We start from the raw sequence: 18,782 nt of genomic DNA, 5'->3' as shown, positions 1-18,782 counted from the left end.
GTGACCATCTCCGACCGCGCGAAACGGGCCGCCAACCGGCCGCTGGCCATGCTGGACCAGCTCGGCGACCAGATGTGGTTCTACCTGCGCGCGCTGGCGTGGGTGCCGAGGGCGCTGCGCCGCTACACCAGGGAGACGCTGCGGCTGCTGGCCGAGGTGAGCTTCGGCAGCGGGGCGCTCGCGGTCATCGGCGGCACCATCGGCGTGATGATCGGGCTGACCCTGTTCACCGGGACCGTGGTCGGGCTCCAGGGCTACGCGGCGCTGAACCAGATCGGCACCTCGGCCTTCGCCGGGTTCATCTCGGCCTACTTCAACACCCGCGAGATCGCCCCGCTGGTCGCGGGACTGGCGCTGTCGGCAACGGTCGGGTCCGGGTTCACCGCGCAGCTCGGCGCGATGCGGATCTCCGAGGAGATCGACGCCTTGGAGGTCATGGGCATCCCGAGCCTGCCGTACCTGGTCACCACGCGGATCATCGCGGGCTTCGTCGCGGTGATCCCGCTCTACGTGATCGGCCTGCTCACCTCGTACGTGGCCGCGCGGACGGTCACGGTGAACTTCTACGGCCAGTCGGCGGGCACCTACGACCACTACTTCAACCTCTTCCTGCCACCGGAAGACGTGCTGTGGTCGTTCCTGAAGGTCCTGGTCTTCAGCGTGGTGATCATCATGACCCACTGCTACTACGGCTACCGCGCCTCCGGTGGCCCCGCGGGCGTCGGCGTCGCGGTCGGCCGGGCGGTGCGGACGGCGATCGTCACCACCGCGCTGCTGGACTTCTTCCTCAGCCTGGCGATCTGGGGTACGACCACGACGGTGAGGATCGTCGGATGAGGGCCTCACTGTCGAAGGTGCGCCAGCGGCTGCTCGGAGTGGCCCTGCTGGCGATCATCGCGCTGTTCCTGACCGTGACCGTGGCGATCTACCGCAACGCGTTCAGCTCGGACGTCGTCGTGTCACTGCGCACGGACCGGGCGGGCAACCAGCTGCTCACCGAGTCCGACGTGAAGGTGCACGGTGTCCTCGTCGGAGAGGTTCGCCGGGTCACGAGCCGGGGCGACGGCGCGGAGCTGGAGTTGGCTCTGCACCGCGACAAGGTCGACATCATTCCCCGTGGCGTCACCGCGCGCCTGCTGCCGAAGACGCTGTTCGGCGAGCGCTACGTCGCTTTGGTGCCGCCGCAGCGGCCGAACGGCGAGCATCTCGCGGCCGGGGACGTGATCGCGCAGGACACGTCGAGCTCGGCCGTGGAGCTGGAGCGGGTGCTGTCCAACCTCATGCCCGTGTTGCAGGCTGTGCAGCCGCAGAAGCTCGCGAGCACGCTCGGATCGCTGTCGACTGCCTTGCAGGGCAGGGGAAAACCGCTCGGCGAGTCCCTTGTGGAGCTCAACGACCTGGTGCGGCAGCTGAACCCGGCGCTGCCGGATCTCAAGGCGGACATCAGCAAGCTCGCCGACGTCAGCGCGGTCTACGACAAGGCCGCGCCGGATCTGTTGCAGGCGCTGGCCGATCTCACGGTCACCAGCAAGACCCTGGTGGAACAGCGCGCCAACCTGCGGACGCTCTACAGCACGGTCGACGCGGCGTCGGCGGATCTCGGCGGCTTCCTCTCGGCCAACCGCAACAACATCATCGGCCTCGCGAAGTCCAGCAGGCCGTTGCTGGAGCTGCTCGGCAAGTACGCGCCGGAGTACCCCTGCCTGCTCAAGAGCCTCGCCGAGCTGCAGCCGCGGCTGAGCAAGGCGTTCGGCCAGGGCACCGACGAGCCCGGCCTGCACATCACCCTGGAGATCACCGCCAACCGCGGGAAGTACGTGCCCAACCAGGACGAGCCGGAGTACGCCGACAAGCGGGGACCGCGTTGCTACGACATCCAGCCGCGGCCGGAACCGTTCCCGCAGTACCCACCGGAGGGGCCGGTGAAGGACGGGTCGAAGCCGCCGACGCCGCCGCGCAACGCCAGTGACGGGCTGCTGCCCACCGGTGAGATCGACGAGAACGGCAACGTCATCCCGGCCTCCGCGACCTCGGCGCCCCGGGGGCAGGAGCTGGGGCTGGCGAACTCCCCGGCGGAGCAGCGCTACCTCTCCGCTCTGCTGGCCCCGTCGATGGGTCGCGCGCCGCAGCAGGTGCCAGGGTGGGGCAGCATCCTGCTCGGACCGATGTTCCGAGGGGCGGAGGTGACGCTGAAGTGAGGGGACTCGCCGGACCGCTGACGAAGTTGATCATCTTCGCCACGGTCACCGTGCTCGCGACCGGGTTGCTGGCCGTCACGATCGCCAACGTGGACCTGCGCGGAGCCACGGAGTACAGCGCCAGGTTCGTCGACGCCACCTCGGTCAACGAGGGCGACGACGTGCGCATCGCCGGGGTCCGGGTCGGGGAGGTGCGCGGCGTGAGCGTCGTGGACCGCAGGCTCGCCGAGGTGCGCTTCTCCGTCACCGCGGGCAAGAAGCTGCCCGAGTCGGTCACCGCGACGATCAAGTACCGCAACCTGGTCGGCCAGCGCTACATCGCGTTGGAGCGCGGTGCGGGCGGTGCCGGGGACTTGGCGGCGGGCGCGACGATCCCGCTGGAGCGCACGCGGCCCGCGCTGGACCTGACCTCGCTGTTCAACGGGTTCAAGCCGCTGTTCCAGGCGCTCAACCCGGCCGATGTGAACAAGCTGTCCTACGAGATCGTCCAGGTGCTCCAGGGCGAGGGCGGCACGGTGCAGAGCCTGTTGGCCCACACGGCATCGCTGACCTCGACGATCGCGAGCAAGGACAAGGTGATCGGCGAGGTCATCGGCAACCTCAACACCGTGCTCGGCACCGTCAACCAGCGCGACGCGCAGCTGTCCGGGCTCGTGATCTCCTTGCAGCAGTTGGTGTCCGGGCTCGCCAAGGACCGGGAACCGATCGGCGAGGCGGTCAGCGCGCTCGCCGATCTCACCGGCACCACGGCGGGACTGCTGACCGACGCGCGGGCGCCGCTGCGCAACGACATCGCCGAGCTCGGCAAGGTGTCCAAGAACCTCGCCGACAGCAACGACATCGTCGAGGGCGTGCTCCAGCGGATGCCGAACAAGCTGGAGACGATCGCCCGCACCGCGACCTACGGCTCGTGGTTCAACTTCTTCCTGTGCGGGGCTTCCGGTGAGGTCGCGCTGCCCGTGGTCGGCAAGGTCGGCGTGCCGGTCCTGCCGCCGACGCAGCCGAGGTGTCGCCGGTGAAGCCGTTCCGCGAGCGCAACCCCGTCGCCGTCGGCGCCTCCGGGCTGGTGGTGCTGCTGCTCGGCCTGCTGGCCGCGTTCTTCGCCGAGGACCTGCCGATCATCGGCGGCGGCACCTCCTACCGCGCGCACTTCTCCGAGGCCGGGGGGCTGCGCGACGGCGACGAGGTGCGCGTCGCCGGGGTGAAGGTCGGCAAGGTCACCGGCGTCGAACTGGAGGGCGACCACGTGCTGGTGTCCTTCCGGGTCGGCGACGCCTGGGTCGGCGACCGCACCTCGGCCGCCATCAAGATCAAGACGTTGCTGGGCCAGAAGTTCCTCTCGCTCGACCCGCAGGGGGAGCGGGAACTGCGGCCGAGCCAGGCGATCCCGCGCGAGCGCACCATCGCCCCCTACGACGTGACCGAGGCGTTCACCGGGCTGGCCACCACGCTCACCGAGATCGACACCGACCAGCTCGCCAAGAGCTTCCGGGTCATCTCCGACACCTTCCGCGACACCCCGGGCGAGGTCAGGGGCGCGCTGGACGGGTTGTCCGCGCTGTCGAAGACGATCTCCACGCGGGATCAGCAGCTGGCCACCCTGCTGCGCAACACCAACCAGCTCAGCAAGACCGTCTCCGATCGCAACGCCGAGTTCGAGAAGCTGCTCGGCGACGGCAACAAACTGCTGGAAGAGATCCGCAAACGGCGTGACGCCATCAGGAACCTGTTGACCGGGACGCAGAAGCTGTCCAAGGAGCTCCAGGGTCTGGTGGTGGACAACAAGGCCCAGCTGCGGCCCGCGCTGGAGCAGCTGGAGCGGGTCACCACGATGCTCAACCGCAACCAGGAGAGCCTCAGCAAGAGCATCCAGCTGATGGCGCCGTTCGTCCGCGTCTTCGCCAACACCCTCGGCAACGGGCGCTGGTTCGACACCTACATCTGCGGGCTGCTGCCGCCGTCGATCGGCCCGATCAACCCGGAGGGGTGCCGCCCATGAGCACTTCCGCGCGGAGCCGCGATCTCGCCAGGCCGGTCGCCTTCCTCTGCGTCGTCGCACTGGTCATCACCGCGGGCATCTGGTTCGTTTTCCTTGGTACACCGGGGAAACGCGTCACCGCGTACTTCTCCGCCGGTGTCGGTGTCTATCCGGGCGGCGACGTCCGCGTGCTCGGCGTCCGCGTCGGCCAGGTCGAGAAGGTCGAGCCGCTGGGCCGGGTGGTGAAGGTCGACTTCCGGGTCGACGACGACGTCGACATCCCGGCGACCGCGCAGGCGCTCGTCGTGAACCCGGCCGTGGTCAGCGACCGCTACCTCCAGCTCGCGCCCGCCTACACCGGCGGCGACAAGCTGGCTGACGGAGCGGTGATCCCGCGCGAGCGCACCGCGACGCCCGTCGAGCTGGACGACGTCTACGCCAGCCTGGACAAGCTCACCACGGCGTTGGGACCCAAGGGCGCCAACGCGAACGGGGCGCTCTCGGACCTGCTGGACACCGCGGCCAAGAACCTCGACGGCAACGGGAAGAAGCTCGGCGACACCATCAGAAACCTCGGTGCCGCAACGGAAACGCTCTCCGGCTCGCGCGAGGACCTGTTCGGCACCGTGGACGGGCTGCAGAAGTTCACCTCCATGCTGGCCCGCAACGACGGGCAGGTGCGGCGGTTCACCGACCAGGTCGCCGACGTCGGCAAGTTCCTCGCCGAGGAACGGCAGAACCTCGGTGCGTCGCTGCGGGAACTGGCGCTGGCGCTGACCGCCGTCGACGGGTTCATCAAGGACAACCGGGACAAGCTCAAGTCCAATGTGGACAAACTGGGCGGGATCACCAGGGTCCTCGTCGACCAGCGCGCCGCGCTCGCCGAGGTGCTCGACGTCGGCCCGCTCGCCCTTGGCAACCTGCAGAACGCCTACAACGGGTCGTCGGGAACGCTGGACACGCGCGCCCACCTCAACGAGCTGACCGAGCCGCCGATCGTGCTGATCTGCAAGCTGGTCCGGCAGACCACGCCGAAGCAGCTCCCGCAGTTGCTCGCCGACACCTGCGACAAGCTCGCACCGGTGGTGAACGGCGCGGTGAAGCTGCCCAGCGTCGCCGAGGTGATCCAGGCGCTCCAGCAGGGCCGCGCGCCCACGCTGCCCGTGCCGTTGCTGTCCCCGTCCGCCCGCGGCGGCACTCCGGCGACCCCTGCGCAGCCTCCTGCCGGAGGTGGCCGATGAAGCGCCGGATCGCGCTCGTCATCGCCGCGCTGCTGAGCCTCGGCGGCTGTGGGTTCGGCGGGCTCTACGACGTGCCGCTCCCCGGCGGCGCGGACCTCGGTGACCGCCCGTACCAGGTGAAAGTCCAGTTCCGGGATGTCCTCGACCTGGTCCCGCAGGCCGCGGTGAAGGTCAACGACGTTCCGGTCGGCCGGGTGGAGGGCGTCGAGCTCGCCCCGGACGGCTGGACCGCGCTGGTCACGGTGTCGGTCAACGGCGATGTGGTGCTGCCGGGAAACGCCGATGCCCGCCTGCGCCAGTCCAGCCTGCTGGGCGAGAAGTTCGTCGAACTGGCCGCGCCGCCCAAGGGCCGCGAGACCGGGAGGTTGGTCAACGGCGCGCAGATCCCGATCGAGCGGACCAACCGCAACCCCGAGGTCGAAGAGGTCTTCGGCGCGCTGTCGATGCTGCTCAACGGCGGCGGGGTGGCGAAGCTCCAGGACATCACCAAGGAGCTCAACGCCGCGATGTCCGGCAACGAGCCGCAGCTGCGCTCCCTGCTGGGCAATGTGAACACGCTGGTGAAGGGCCTCGACGGGCACCGCAACGAGATCACCAGGGCGCTGGACGGTGTGAACCGCCTGTCGTCCACGCTGGCCGGGCAGCGCGGCAACATCGAGACCGCGCTCAAGGACCTGTCGCCGGGCATCAAGGTCCTCGCCGACCAGCGCGAACAGCTGGTGGGGATGCTCAAGGGGCTGGACAAGCTCTCCGGGGTCGCCACCGACGTGGTCAAACGCAGCAGGGACGACCTGATCGCCGACCTGAAGGCGCTCACGCCGACGCTGAAGAAGCTGGCGGAGGCGGGCACGGACCTGCCGAAGTCCTTCGAGCTGCTGCTGACCTTCCCCTTCCCGGACGCCGCGGTGGCCGGGATCAAGGGCGACTACACCAACCTCTACGCCAAGCTCGACCTCGACCTCGGCAACATCCTGGACAACCTGGGCCGGTCGCGGCAGCCGCTGATCCAGCTGCCGATCCCCGGGCTCGGCGGTCAGCAGGGCAACCCGCTTCCCCGGCTGCCCCTGCAGCTACCGGGGCAGACCGCCCAGCCGGGCGGGGCCCTCGGTGGCCTGCTCGGCGGACTCCTCGGGGGTGGGCGCTAGATGTTGACCCGCAGGGCAAGGCTCCAGCTCATCGGTTTCGTGCTCATCGCACTGGTGGGCGTCAGCTACGCGGGCGCCCGGTACGCCGGACTGGACCGCCTCTTCGGCCCGCGCGGCTACGTGGTGACGATGGAGCTGGCCGACGCTGGTGGCATCTTCACCAACGCCGAGGTCACCTATCGCGGTGTCGCGGTGGGGCGCGTCGGACCGCTGCGGTTGACCGCGGACGGGGTCGAGGTGCAGCTGGACATCGACTCGTCCTCCGCGCCGATCCCCACCGATGTCGAAGCCGTCGTGACCAACCGGTCGGCCGTCGGCGAGCAGTACGTGGACCTGCGCCCGAAGTCCGAAGCGGGACCGTTCCTCGCGGAGGGCTCGGTGATCCGCCGTGAGCAGAGCAAGACCCCGCTGCCCGTGCAGTCGCTGCTGGGCAACCTCGACAGCCTCGCGTCATCGGTTCCGACCGATTCGCTGCGCACCGTGGTCGACCAGCTCGGCACCGCCTTCGACGGGCGCGGGCAGGATCTTCAACGCCTCATCGACACCACGCGTTCGTTCACCGGCGACGCCGTGCGACACCTGCCGCAGACGTTGCAGCTGCTGCGCGACGGCCGCACCGTGCTGGACACGCAGGCCGCCAAGGGTTCCGCGATCACCGACTTCAGCCGTGACCTGCGGCTGATCGCCGACCAGCTCAAGACCTCCGACCCGGACCTGCGCAATCTGATCACCGCGGCGCCGGGAGCCGCCCAGCAGGTCAGCGGCCTGATCAAGGAATCCGGCCAGGGCCTGTCGGAGACGATCGCGAACCTCCTCACCACGGCCAACGTGGCGCTGCCGCGCAAGAACGGCATCGAACAGCTGCTGGTGACGTATCCGATGGTGGTCGGCGGAGCGTTCACCGTGGCCCCGGGCGACGGAACCGCGCACTTCGGACTGGCACTGAACTTCTTCGACCCGCCCGCATGCGTGAAGGGCTACGAGAAGACCAAGCGGCGCACCGGCGGGGACACCTCGGCCGCCCCGCTCAACACGCAGGCTTACTGCGCGGAGGGCCCCGGCAGCCCGGTCACCGTGCGCGGGGCGCAGAACGCGCCCTACGGCGGCAGGCCGGTGACCCCGCCGCCCGCGCCGGGCCTCGGGACCGGAGGGGTGTCGTCGACGCAGGTCGTCCAGCAGCCCGGCAGCCTTCTCGACCTGCTCAAACCGGTCGGGCTGAACAGCCCGACCAGTCTCGGCCAGCTGTTCGGCCTACCCGGCTGAGGCCGCATCACCCGCCTACCCTGGAGCGATATGGACGACAAGCAGCCGCCACGCGTGGTGCTGTGGACCACCGCGGGCCTCGCCGCCGCCGCGGTGCTGGCCGCCGCCTGGTTCGGGGTGGGCTGGTTGTGGCTCTCTGGTGATGAGTCGGTCGAGTTCGCCAAGGAGCGCGAAGCGGTCTCCACCGCGGGCCAGCAGGCGATCGTCAACTTCAACACCCTCGACTACCGCAACTTCGACGCGATGATCGCGCGCTGGCAGGAGGTGTCCACCGGGGCGCTCCAGGCGGACTTCGTCGCGGACAAGGACCGGGCGCGCAAGGAGCTCGAACAGCTCAAGCAGGTCAGCACCGCCAAGGTGCTCGACGCGGCGGTGACCTCGCTGGACACCCGCGCGGGCAAGGCGACGGTGATGAGCGTGGTCGAGCGCATGGTGAGCCTCGACGGCCAGCCCGCGGAGCCGCTGCGCTTCCGCTTCCTCGCGGAGCTGACCAAGACCGACACCGGCTGGAAGCTCAACGCGCTCGCCCCGATCAAGGTGGCCGGAGGTGCCTCGTGACCCCGCCCCGCCGTTCCCGCCCCACGTCCACCCCGCGCAAGCGGCAGGTCGCCGGGACGAGGAAGCGCCCCGACCCGCGTCCCGAGCCCCTCGTCGAGGACACGGTCGTCGAGGAGGAGGTCGTCGCGCCTCCGGTGATCGACTCGGCACCCGAGCCCCGCGCGAAGCAGGCCGAACCCGACCCTGAGCCCGAGCCGGAACCAGAGGACGAACCGGAGGCAGTGGCCCAGGAACGCCCCTGGTGGCAGCTGCCCGCGCTGTTGACCGCCGTCGCCGTCCTCTTCGCCGCGCTCGCCGTCTGGTTCGCCACGCAGACGGCCAACGAGCGCGCCGAGAGCGGCGTCGACAACCGGGCCCTGGTCGACACCGGCGTCACCACCGAGGTCACCGGCCAGATCAGCACGGCAACCCAGTCGCTGTTCTCGCTGGACTACGCGGACATGGGCAAGTCGGAGCGGCTCGCGAAGGACGTGCTCGTCGGCAAGGCGGTGGAGCAGTACCAGGTCCTCATGGCCGAGATCCGCAAGATCGCGCCGGAGCGCAAGATCGTGCTGACCACGACGATTCGCCAGATCGGGGTGAAGTCGATCGAGGGCGACCGCGCGCTGGTGCTGGTCTTCGCCGACCACCACACGCTGCGCCAGGTCGACGACTACCGCGAGGACGTGCCGGTCCAGGTCACCCTCACCACCGAGCGCGTCGACGGCCGCTGGCGGATCAGCGACATCGTCCTCCGCTGAGCGGGATCAGGTGAGCAGCCAGTCCAGCACGAGGCCGACGGCGATACCGGACAGAGTGAGTACCCCGGCGATGGCCGAGTGCTTCGAAAGGTCCTCGTCCGACTCGCTCCAGCGCGCGAGGGCGCCGAAGTAGCCACCGGCGATCCACACCGCGCTCATCGCGATGACGGTGACAGTGCTTCCGACGTCGGTCGGATCGGACAGCGCGAGCATGGTCATGACGATTCCGGCAATGCCGAAAACCATCGAACCCACAGCCGACGTCTGATTGAGGCCGGAGCCGGTGGATTCGTGCTTTCCTCGGCGCTGCGAAATTTCCAGTGAGAGCTTTTCGACGGCTGCGCTCTTCCAGAAAGCTCTGTCAGGTCACAGCACGATTCTGCCCAGAGTCCGCGCGAACCTGGACCGAGGTCAGCAGGTGCTAGTCGCGGCTGCGGGCGGTCTCGGTGCGGCAGCGAGCTTGTACCAGCGCCTCGACGAAGCGACCGCGAGGCGTCTCGACGCGACCTATCCCGACGCAGCGCACCCTCGTTCCCAGCCGGTGAGCCCGGCGCTCCCAGGACCGGCCGCGCCGAGGGGAGACCGAGAAGACCCGGCCCGACACCTGGTGCCGCCTCCCAAGCCAACCGAGTTCACCGACCCGGCCCAGCTCTTCAACGACTTCACCGACCTGGTCAGCCCTACGGTATGGATGAACAAGGCGATCGAGCTGACCACCAAATTCAACCCCCTCGAAGCGCTGACGAAGTTGCTCGTCGGTAACTGGGAAGGTTATGCGCGTTGCGCCGGAGCCTGGCAGGCATTGAGCAAGTACTCCCAGGCAACGGCGAGCAATCTTCGGCAAGGTCTGCAGGCAGTCGATGCGCGCTGGGACGGGAAGGCCGCTGAAGCTGCTTTCGGGTACTTCGACTACACGATCCGGGCACTTGAATCACAGGCAACGGCGCTGGAGAAGCTGCACCGGGAGTACATGCTCGTAGCAGAGACCGTGTGGCACTTCGCCAAGGCCACCGCGGACATTCTGAAAGGGATCGTCGACCGCCTCACTGTCCTGGCGCTCACGCTGTGCGTCGCCCCCTTCCTCGCCGCGACTGGCATCGGGGTGTTCGCGGGCATGGCGTTGGGCGCACTCCAGTGCGCCAAGATCATCAGCTTGTGGGGTGACATCACGAGGATGACCACGAACGTGCAGAACGCGGTGCACGGTTCGATCGGCGTGATGCAGGCCATGGTGAACGATCCCGCTTTCACCGCGCTGCGGATGCCCGTGAGCGACTATCGGCACCCGGGGGTGTGATGTGGCGCAGTCCGACCCGTTGAGTGGACTCACAGATGATCCAGCGCTGGCCAAGGTGCTCCGGCAGGGCTTGGAGCAGATGGCGACCGGCGCGGCTGGGCCGGAGCTGAGAGATCTGGCAACCGACGTGCTTTCCGGCCGCGGCGACATCCGGAAGCTGATGATGTCGTCCGCCTATGAAGAGGTCGTCAGCGCGCGGTCAGCCGACTTCATGCAGTGGTACGGAGGGCTCTCGGAGGCGGAACGGGAAGAGCACGCCGCTCGCGGCGAGGCGTACCTGGACGAGGTGCGTGCCGAGGACGTGCGTCGCCCCGCGCGTCCAGCCCCGCGACCGGAGCCGATCGACGACGAGGACTGGCCACCGACCACGTACCTGCGCTGAGCGGTCTCCCGCCGACCGTTCGGCGCTGGAAAACGTGACTTGGGCCATTTGTAAAGACCCCTGGTTGGCGATGCCGATGTGGCGTTCGCCATACTCTGTCCCGATGCTCCTGGCCAGGGGGCGAGGGCCCGCTCTTCGTGCGTTTTCGCCGGTGATCGCGCTTGCCCCCGGTTACGGCTGGTGAGAGCGCTTTGCGCCAGGGGAGTGATCAACGCGTGGCACCTTGACGGATGGTCGCGTTGAGGTCACTCTGTCCGTGAGCAGTGGGCGGTTCTTCTGGCCGGTCCCACTCGACAGTCGCCGTTCGCGTGGCTAGACTGCCCCTTTGCGCTGCCCTCTTTCTCCGCGCCCTACCCCGGGGCTTAGGATCTCAGGGCACTACCGCACCTCTTGACAACTGTGCTAGATCGGCTGCCTCGCGCAGCTCAAGCTAGCAACAGTCCCTGGAAGGACGCATCTTGGCAGTCTCCCGCGCGACCAAGGCCACTGCGACCAACTCCACGTCGGGGATCCCTGGAGCGCCCAAGAGGGTCTCGTTCGCGAAGATTCGTGAGCCGCTGGAGGTTCCCGACCTCCTGGCTCTGCAAACCCAGTCTTTCGAGTGGCTCATCGGCGCCGATGACTGGTTCCAGCGACGTATCGACGCTGGTGACGAGAACCCCGTCGGCGGTCTTGAGGAGGTCCTCAACGAGATCTCCCCGATCGAGGACTTCTCCGGCTCGATGTCGCTGTCCTTCTCCGACCCGCGCTTTGACGAGGTCAAGGCCTCCGTGGAGGAGTGCAAGGACAAGGACATGACCTACGCGGCGCCCTTGTTCGTCACCGCGGAGTTCACCAACCACACCACTGGCGAGATCAAGAGCCAGACGGTGTTCATGGGTGACTTCCCGCGGATGACCGACAAGGGCACCTTCGTCATCAACGGCACCGAGCGGGTCGTGGTCTCCCAGCTCGTGCGCTCCCCGGGCGTCTACTTCGATCACGCGATCGACAAGACGACGGAGAAGGACGTCTACAGCGTCAAGATCATCCCCAGCCGGGGTGCCTGGCTGGAGTTCGACGTCGACAAGCGCGACACCGTCGGTGTGCGCATCGACCGCAAGCGCCGTCAGCCGGTCACCGTGCTGCTCAAGGCGCTCGGCTGGACCACCGAGGCCATCCGCGAGCGGTTCGGCTTCAGCGAGACGCTCATGCAGACGCTGGAGAAGGACCACACCGCGGGCCAGGACGAGGCCCTGCTGGACATCTACCGCAAGCTCCGCCCGGGCGAGCCGCCGACCAAGGAGAGCGCGCAGACCCTCCTGGAGAACCTGTTCTTCAAGGAGAAGCGCTACGACCTGGCCAAGGTCGGCCGCTACAAGGTGAACAAGAAGATCGGCACCAACATGCCGTTCACCACCGGCGTGCTGACCGAGGAAGACATCGTCACCACCATCGAGTACCTCGTGCGCCTGCACGCGGGCGAGGTGAAGATGTCGGTCGGCAAGGGCGAGGCGACCGTCGAGGTGCCGGTCGAGGTCGACGACATCGACCACTTCGGCAACCGCCGCCTGCGCACCGTCGGCGAGCTCATCCAGAACCAGATCCGCGTGGGTCTGTCCAGGATGGAGCGCGTGGTCCGGGAGCGGATGACCACCCAGGACGTCGAGGCGATCACGCCGCAGACCCTGATCAACATCCGCCCGGTCGTCGCGGCGATCAAGGAGTTCTTCGGGACCTCCCAGCTGTCGCAGTTCATGGACCAGACCAACCCGCTCGCGGGCTTGACCCACAAGCGCCGCCTGTCCGCGCTGGGTCCCGGTGGTCTCTCCCGTGAGCGCGCGGGCTTCGAGGTGCGCGACGTCCACTCCTCGCACTACGGCCGGATGTGCCCGATCGAGACGCCGGAAGGCCCGAACATCGGCCTGATCGGCTCGCTCGCGTCCTTCGGCCGGGTCAACCCGTTCGGGTTCATCGAGACGCCGTACCGCAAGGTCACCGACGGTCAGGTCACCGACCAGATCGACTACCTGACCGCGGACGAGGAGGACCGGCACGTCATCGCGCAGGCGAACGCCGTGCTCGACGCCGACGGCAACTTCTCCGAGGAGCGCGTCCTCATCCGCCGCAAGGGCGGCGAGGTCGACCTCGTCACCCCGCAGGGCGTCGACTACATGGACGTCTCGCCGCGGCAGATGGTCTCCGTCGCCACCGCGATGATCCCGTTCCTCGAGCACGACGACGCCAACCGCGCGCTGATGGGCGCCAACATGCAGCGGCAGGCGGTGCCGCTGCTGCGCAGCGAGTCCCCGCTGGTCGGCACCGGCATGGAGCTGCGCGCCGCGGTCGACGCCGGTGACGTGGTCGTCGCGGAGAAGGCCGGTGTGGTCGAGGAGCTGTGCGCCGACTACGCCACGGTGATGGCCGACGACGGCACCCGGCAGACCTACCGGCTGCACAAGTTCCGCCGTTCCAACCAGGGCACCTGCATCAACCAGAAGCCCATCGTGAACGAGGGTGACCGGGTCGAGGTCGGCCAGGTCATCGCGGACGGCCCGTGCACCCAGAACGGCGAGATGGCGCTGGGCAAGAACCTGCTCGTCGCGATCATGCCGTGGGAAGGCCACAACTACGAGGACGCGATCATCCTGTCGCAGCGCCTCGTGCAGGACGACGTGCTCACCTCGATCCACATCGAGGAGCACGAGATCGACGCGCGCGACACCAAGCTCGGTGCCGAGGAGATCACCCGGGACATCCCGAACGTCTCCGAGGACGTGCTCGCCGACCTCGACGAGCGCGGCATCATCCGGATCGGCGCCGAGGTGCGCGACGGCGACATCCTCGTCGGCAAGGTCACGCCCAAGGGCGAGACCGAGCTGACCCCCGAGGAGCGCCTGCTGCGCGCCATCTTCGGCGAGAAGGCCCGCGAGGTGCGCGACACCTCGCTGAAGGTCCCGCACGGCGAGACCGGCAAGGTCATCGGCATCCGGGTGTTCAGCCGTGAGGACGACGACGAGCTGCCCCCCGGCGTGAACGAGCTGGTCCGGGTCTACGTGGCGCAGAAGCGCAAGATCCAGGACGGCGACAAGCTCGCCGGACGGCACGGCAACAAGGGCGTCATCGGCAAGATCCTCCCCGTCGAGGACATGCCGTTCCTCGCCGACGGCACCCCCGTCGACGTGGTGCTTAATACCCACGGTGTGCCCCGCCGGATGAACATCGGCCAGATCCTGGAGATCCACCTCGGGTGGATCGCCCAGCAGGGCTGGAGCATCAACGGCGATCCGGACTGGGCAACGCGCATGCCCGAGGAACTGCTCCAGGTCGAGCCCGGCACGAACACCGCCACCCCGGTGTTCGACGGTGCCCGCGAGGAGGAGATCACCGGTCTGCTGTCCTCGACCCGCCCCAACCGGGACGGCGAGCGGATGGTCGGCGGCGACGGCAAGGCGCAGCTCTTCGACGGCCGCAGCGGTGAGCCGTACCCGTACCCGACCGCCATCGGTTACATGTACATCCTCAAGCTGCTGCACCTGGTGGACGACAAGATCCACGCCCGCTCCACCGGTCCGTACTCGATGATCACCCAGCAGCCGCTCGGCGGTAAGGCCCAGTTCGGTGGCCAGCGCTTCGGTGAGATGGAGTGCTGGGCGATGCAGGCCTACGGAGCGGCGTACACGCTCCAGGAGCTGCTGACGATCAAGTCCGACGACGTGATCGGCCGCGTGAAGGTCTACGAGGCCATCGTCAAGGGCGACAACATCCCCGAGCCGGGTATCCCGGAGTCGTTCAAGGTGCTCCTCAAGGAGCTCCAGTCGCTGTGCCTGAACGTCGAGGTGCTCTCCAGCGACGGTGCCGCCATCGAGATGCGCGACACCGATGACGAGGACCTCGAGCGCGCAGCCGCGAACCTCGGAATCAACCTGTCCAGGGTCGAGTCGCCGTCCGTCGACGACGTCATGAACTGACCTCGCTGCCCGGGAGCGGGGAAGGGCTTCCCGCCCACCCGCTCCCGGCTTAGCCACCCGCCCCTAATCCCGAATGTAAAAGGGGAGAAGAGCCGACGTGCTTGACGTCAACTTCTTCGACGAGCTCCGCATCGGTCTCGCAACGGCCGACGACATCCGTCAGTGGTCCTACGGCGAGGTCAAGAAGCCCGAGACCATCAACTACCGCACCCTCAAGCCCGAGAAGGACGGACTCTTCTGCGAGAAGATCTTCGGTCCGACCCGGGACTGGGAGTGCTACTGCGGCAAGTACAAGCGAGTTCGTTTCAAGGGCATCATCTGTGAGCGCTGCGGCGTCGAGGTGACCCGCGCCAAGGTGCGCCGCGAGCGGATGGGCCACATCGAGCTCGCCGCCCCGGTGACCCACATCTGGTACTTCAAGGGCGTTCCGAGCCGGTTGGGCTACCTGCTCGACCTGGCTCCCAAGGACCTCGAGAAGATCATCTACTTCGCCGCCTACGTGATCACCACGGTGAACACGGAGATGCGCCACAACGACCAGGCCACGCTCGAGAACGAGATGCAGGTCGAGCGCAAGCGGGTCGAGGATAAGCGCGACGCCGATATCGAGGCCCGCGCCCAGAAGCTGGAGACCGACCTCGCCGAGCTGGAGGCGGAGGGCGCCAAGAGCGACGTCCGCCGCAAGGTCAAGGAGGGCGGCGAGCGCGAGATGCGCCAGCTCCGCGACCGGGCGCAGCGCGAGATCGACCGTCTCGACGAGATCTGGGACACCTTCGTCAAGCTGGCTCCGCAGCAGCTGATCGCGGACGAGATGCTCTACCGCGAGCTGATCGACCGCTACGGCGAGTACTTCACCGGTGCCATGGGCGCCGAGTCGATCCAGAAGCTGCTGGCCAACTTCGACGTCGACGCCGAGGGCGAGAACCTCCGCGAGACCATCCGCTCGGGCAAGGGGCAGAAGAAGCTCCGCGCGCTGAAGCGGCTCAAGGTCGTCGCGGCGTTCCAGGCCACCCGCAACAACCCGCAGGGCATGGTGCTGGACTGCGTTCCGGTCATCCCGCCGGACCTGCGTCCGATGGTCCAGCTCGACGGTGGCCGCTTCGCCACCTCCGACCTGAACGACCTGTACCGCCGCGTGATCAACCGCAACAACCGCCTCAAGCGACTGATCGACCTCGGCGCGCCCGAGATCATCGTCAACAACGAGAAGCGGATGCTGCAGGAGGCCGTCGACGCGCTGTTCGACAACGGCCGCCGTGGTCGCCCGGTCACCGGGCCCGGCAACCGCCCGCTGAAGTCGCTGTCCGACCTCCTCAAGGGCAAGCAGGGCCGGTTCCGCCAGAACCTGCTCGGCAAGCGCGTCGACTACTCCGGCCGTTCGGTCATCGTGGTCGGCCCGCAGCTGAAGCTGCACCAGTGCGGTCTGCCCAAGCAGATGGCGCTGGAGCTGTTCAAGCCCTTCGTGATGAAGCGGCTGGTCGACCTCAACCACGCGCAGAACATCAAGTCCGCCAAGCGGATGGTGGAGCGCTCGCGCCCCGCCGTGTGGGACGTGCTGGAAGAGGTCATCACCGAGCACCCGGTGCTGCTCAACCGTGCTCCGACGCTGCACCGCCTGGGCATCCAGGCGTTCGAGCCGCAGCTGGTCGAGGGCAAGGCGATCCAGCTGCACCCGCTGGTGTGCGAGGCGTTCAACGCCGACTTCGACGGTGACCAGATGGCGGTGCACCTGCCGCTGTCGGCCGAGGCCCAGGCAGAGGCCCGCATCCTGATGCTGTCCAGCAACAACATCCTCTCGCCCGCCTCCGGGCGGCCGCTGGCGATGCCGCGTCTGGACATGGTCACCGGCCTCTACCACCTCACCAAGGGTGTGGAGGACGCCAAGGGCGAGGGTCGCGCGTTCACCTCCCCGGCCGAGGCCATCATGGCCTTCGACCGCGGTGTGATCGACCTGCAGGCGCAGATCAAGATCCGGCTCAACGACCAGGTGCCGCCGCGCGGCGTCCAGCCGGAGGGCTGGCAGCCCGGTCAGCCGTGGCTGGCCGAGACCACCCTGGGCCGGGTGCTGTTCAACGAGCTGCTGCCGTCGGACTACCCGTTCATCAACGAGGTGCTGCCGAAGAAGCGGCAGTCGGAGATCGTCAACGACCTCGCCGAGCGGTACCCGATGGTGACGGTCGCCCAGACCCTGGACCGGCTCAAGGACGCCGGTTTCTACTGGGCCACCCGCTCCGGTGTGACCATCGCGATCGCCGACGTCATCGTGCCGGCGGCCAAGCAGGGCATCCTGGACGAGCACGAGGACAAGGCCGCCCAGGTCGAGAAGCGCTACCAGCGCGGTCTGCTCTCGCACGCCGAGCGCAACAACGAGCTGGTCAAGATCTGGACCAACGCGACCAACGAGGTCGCGGCGATCATGGAAGACGCCTTCCCGGACAACAACCCGATCAAGGTGATCGTCAAGTCCGGCGCGGCGGGCAACATGACCCAGGTCCGCTCGCTGGCCGGTATGCGTGGTCTGGTGACGAACCCGAAGGGTGAGTACATCCCTCGGCCGATCAAGAACAGCTTCCGCGAGGGGCTGTCCGTGGTCGAGTACTTCATCGCCACCCACGGTGCCCGCAAGGGCCTCGCCGACACCGCGCTGCGCACCGCCGACTCGGGTTACCTGACCCGTCGTCTGGTGGACGTCTCGCAGGACGTCATCGTGCGCGAGACCGACTGCGGCACCGAGCGCGGCATCGTCATGGCGCTGACCGAGCCCGGCCCGGACGGCGTGCCGGTCAAGCACCGCTACGTGCAGACCAGCGTCTACGCCCGCGCGGCCTCCGAGGACATCACCGACGCCGAGGGCAACCTGCTCATCGGCAAGGGTGGCGACCTCGGTGACCCGGCCATCGACGCGCTGTTCGCCGGTGGCGTGCAGAAGGTCAAGGTCCGCAGCGTCCTGACCTGCGAGTCCAAGGTCGGTGTCTGCGCGACCTGCTACGGCCGCTCGATGGCCACCGGCCTGCTGGTGGACGTCGGCGAGGCCGTCGGCATCGTGGCCGCGCAGTCCATCGGTGAGCCCGGCACGCAGCTGACGATGCGTACCTTCCACCAGGGCGGTGTGGCCGGCGACGACATCACCACCGGTCTGCCCCGTGTCACCGAGCTCTTCGAGGCCCGCGTTCCCAAGGGCAAGGCGCCGATCGCCGACATCGACGGTCGCGTCCAGATCGAGGAGGGCGACCGCTTCCGGAAGATCACCATCACTCCGGACGACGGCTCCGAGGAGATCGTCTACGAGAAGCTGTCGCGCAGGCAGTGGCTCGCCACGACCAAGGTGGACGGCTCCGAGCGCCCGCTGCAGGACGGCGACCACGTCGCCGTCGGCCAGCAGTTGCTCGAAGGCGCCGTCGACCCGCACGAGGTGCTGCGCGTCATGGGCCCGCGCGAGGCCCAGCTGCACCTGGTCCGCGAGGTCCAGAAGGTGTACCGGACGCAGAGCGTGTCCATCCACGACAAGCACATCGAGGTCATCGTCCGGCAGATGCTGCGCCGGGTGACGATCATCGACTCGGGTGCCGCGGAGTTCCTCCCCGGTGCGCTGATCGAGCGCGCCGACTTCGAGGCGGAGAACCGCCGCGTCGTCGCGGAGGGCCGCGAGGCCGCTTCCGGCCGCCCGGTGCTGATGGGCATCACCAAGGCGTCGCTGGCCACCGAGTCGTGGCTGTCGGCGGCCTCCTTCCAGGAGACCACGCGAGTCCTCACCGACGCCGCCATCAACGGCAAGAGCGACAAGCTGATCGGCCTGAAGGAGAACGTGATCATTGGTAAGTTGATCCCGGCCGGTACGGGCATCAACCGCTACCGCAACATCCAGGTCCAGCCGACGGAGGAAGCGCGGGCCGCGGCCTACGCCATCCCGTCCTACGACGACGGCTACTACACGCCGGACGTCTTCGGCACCGGCACCGGTGCGGCTGTCCCGCTGGACGACTACGACTTCGGCCGCGACTTCCGCTGAAGCCCTAGTTAGCACGTAAGA

At 68.2% G+C, this 18,782-nt stretch carries 14 protein-coding genes; 13 read left to right on the top strand and 1 reads right to left on the bottom strand.

Annotated features, from left to right (window positions below; all coding sequences use genetic code 11):
- Positions 1–48: 48 nt before the first annotated feature.
- From NLX83_RS06540 to NLX83_RS06500, 9 genes are read left to right on the top strand one after another with little or no spacing between them, the layout of a single operon-like run.
- Entirely contained in the window at positions 49–837 is a 789-nt protein-coding gene (locus tag NLX83_RS06540) for an MlaE family ABC transporter permease (RefSeq protein WP_254236106.1), read from the top strand.
- Positions 834–2,198, top strand: coding sequence for an MCE family protein (locus tag NLX83_RS06535; protein WP_254233943.1), 1,365 nt, complete (start codon positions 834–836; stop codon positions 2,196–2,198). Before NLX83_RS06540 ends, NLX83_RS06535 begins: the two co-directional genes overlap by 4 nt.
- Positions 2,195–3,217: an MCE family protein gene (locus NLX83_RS06530; protein ID WP_254233942.1), complete on the top strand. Its 1,023-nt coding sequence runs from the start codon at positions 2,195–2,197 to the stop codon at positions 3,215–3,217. Before NLX83_RS06535 ends, NLX83_RS06530 begins: the two co-directional genes overlap by 4 nt.
- Complete coding sequence (locus NLX83_RS06525) at positions 3,214–4,197, top strand: MCE family protein (RefSeq protein ID WP_254233941.1); 984 nt, start codon at positions 3,214–3,216, stop codon at positions 4,195–4,197. The genes NLX83_RS06530 and NLX83_RS06525 overlap by 4 nt, the downstream gene beginning before the upstream one ends.
- Positions 4,194–5,417 carry an MCE family protein gene (locus NLX83_RS06520; RefSeq protein ID WP_254233940.1) on the top strand — a complete coding sequence of 408 codons (1,224 nt, stop codon included), beginning with the start codon at positions 4,194–4,196 and terminating at the stop codon, positions 5,415–5,417. Before NLX83_RS06525 ends, NLX83_RS06520 begins: the two co-directional genes overlap by 4 nt.
- On the top strand, positions 5,414–6,562 hold the full coding sequence (locus NLX83_RS06515; protein ID WP_254233939.1) for an MCE family protein: 1,149 nt from the start codon (positions 5,414–5,416) through the stop codon (positions 6,560–6,562). Before NLX83_RS06520 ends, NLX83_RS06515 begins: the two co-directional genes overlap by 4 nt.
- Positions 6,563–7,825: an MCE family protein gene (locus NLX83_RS06510; protein ID WP_254233938.1), complete on the top strand. Its 1,263-nt coding sequence runs from the start codon at positions 6,563–6,565 to the stop codon at positions 7,823–7,825. It begins immediately after the preceding gene.
- 30 nt (positions 7,826–7,855) lie between these two features.
- The gene (locus NLX83_RS06505) at positions 7,856–8,383 is read left to right on the top strand and encodes a hypothetical protein (protein WP_254233937.1); all 528 of its coding nucleotides are present in this window, start codon (positions 7,856–7,858) and stop codon (positions 8,381–8,383) included.
- A complete protein-coding gene (locus NLX83_RS06500) occupies positions 8,380–9,123 on the top strand; it encodes a hypothetical protein (RefSeq protein ID WP_254233936.1) in 744 nt (247 codons plus the stop codon). The genes NLX83_RS06505 and NLX83_RS06500 overlap by 4 nt, the downstream gene beginning before the upstream one ends.
- Before the next feature lie 6 nt (positions 9,124–9,129).
- Here the strand turns inward: NLX83_RS06500 and NLX83_RS06495 are convergent, their stop codons facing one another.
- A complete protein-coding gene (locus NLX83_RS06495; protein ID WP_254233935.1) occupies positions 9,130–9,369 on the bottom strand; it encodes a hypothetical protein in 240 nt (79 codons plus the stop codon).
- A 214-nt stretch (positions 9,370–9,583) separates the two neighbouring features.
- Here NLX83_RS06495 and NLX83_RS06490 point away from each other — a divergent pair, with 214 nt between their 5' ends.
- The 4 genes from NLX83_RS06490 to NLX83_RS06475 all read left to right on the top strand — a co-directional run bounded on the left by NLX83_RS06490 (position 9,584) and on the right by NLX83_RS06475 (position 18,761).
- On the top strand, positions 9,584–10,420 hold the full coding sequence (locus NLX83_RS06490) for a hypothetical protein (protein ID WP_254233934.1): 837 nt from the start codon (positions 9,584–9,586) through the stop codon (positions 10,418–10,420).
- Position 10,421: 1 nt separating this feature from the next.
- Positions 10,422–10,802 (top strand): hypothetical protein, encoded by a 381-nt coding sequence (locus NLX83_RS06485; RefSeq protein ID WP_254233933.1) that lies wholly within the window; start codon positions 10,422–10,424, stop codon positions 10,800–10,802.
- Between the two features lie 458 nt (positions 10,803–11,260).
- Entirely contained in the window at positions 11,261–14,752 is a 3,492-nt protein-coding gene (rpoB, locus tag NLX83_RS06480; protein ID WP_254233932.1) for a DNA-directed RNA polymerase subunit beta, read from the top strand.
- 97 nt (positions 14,753–14,849) lie between these two features.
- Entirely contained in the window at positions 14,850–18,761 is a 3,912-nt protein-coding gene (locus NLX83_RS06475) for a DNA-directed RNA polymerase subunit beta' (RefSeq protein WP_254233931.1), read from the top strand.
- Positions 18,762–18,782 lie beyond the last annotated feature (21 nt).

It is taken from the genome of Allokutzneria sp. A3M-2-11 16 (assembly GCF_024213555.1).
Taxonomy (GTDB): domain Bacteria; phylum Actinomycetota; class Actinomycetes; order Mycobacteriales; family Pseudonocardiaceae; genus Allokutzneria.
Note: the sequence above shows the minus strand (reverse complement) of the source record. Positions and strands in the feature narration are given on the sequence as shown.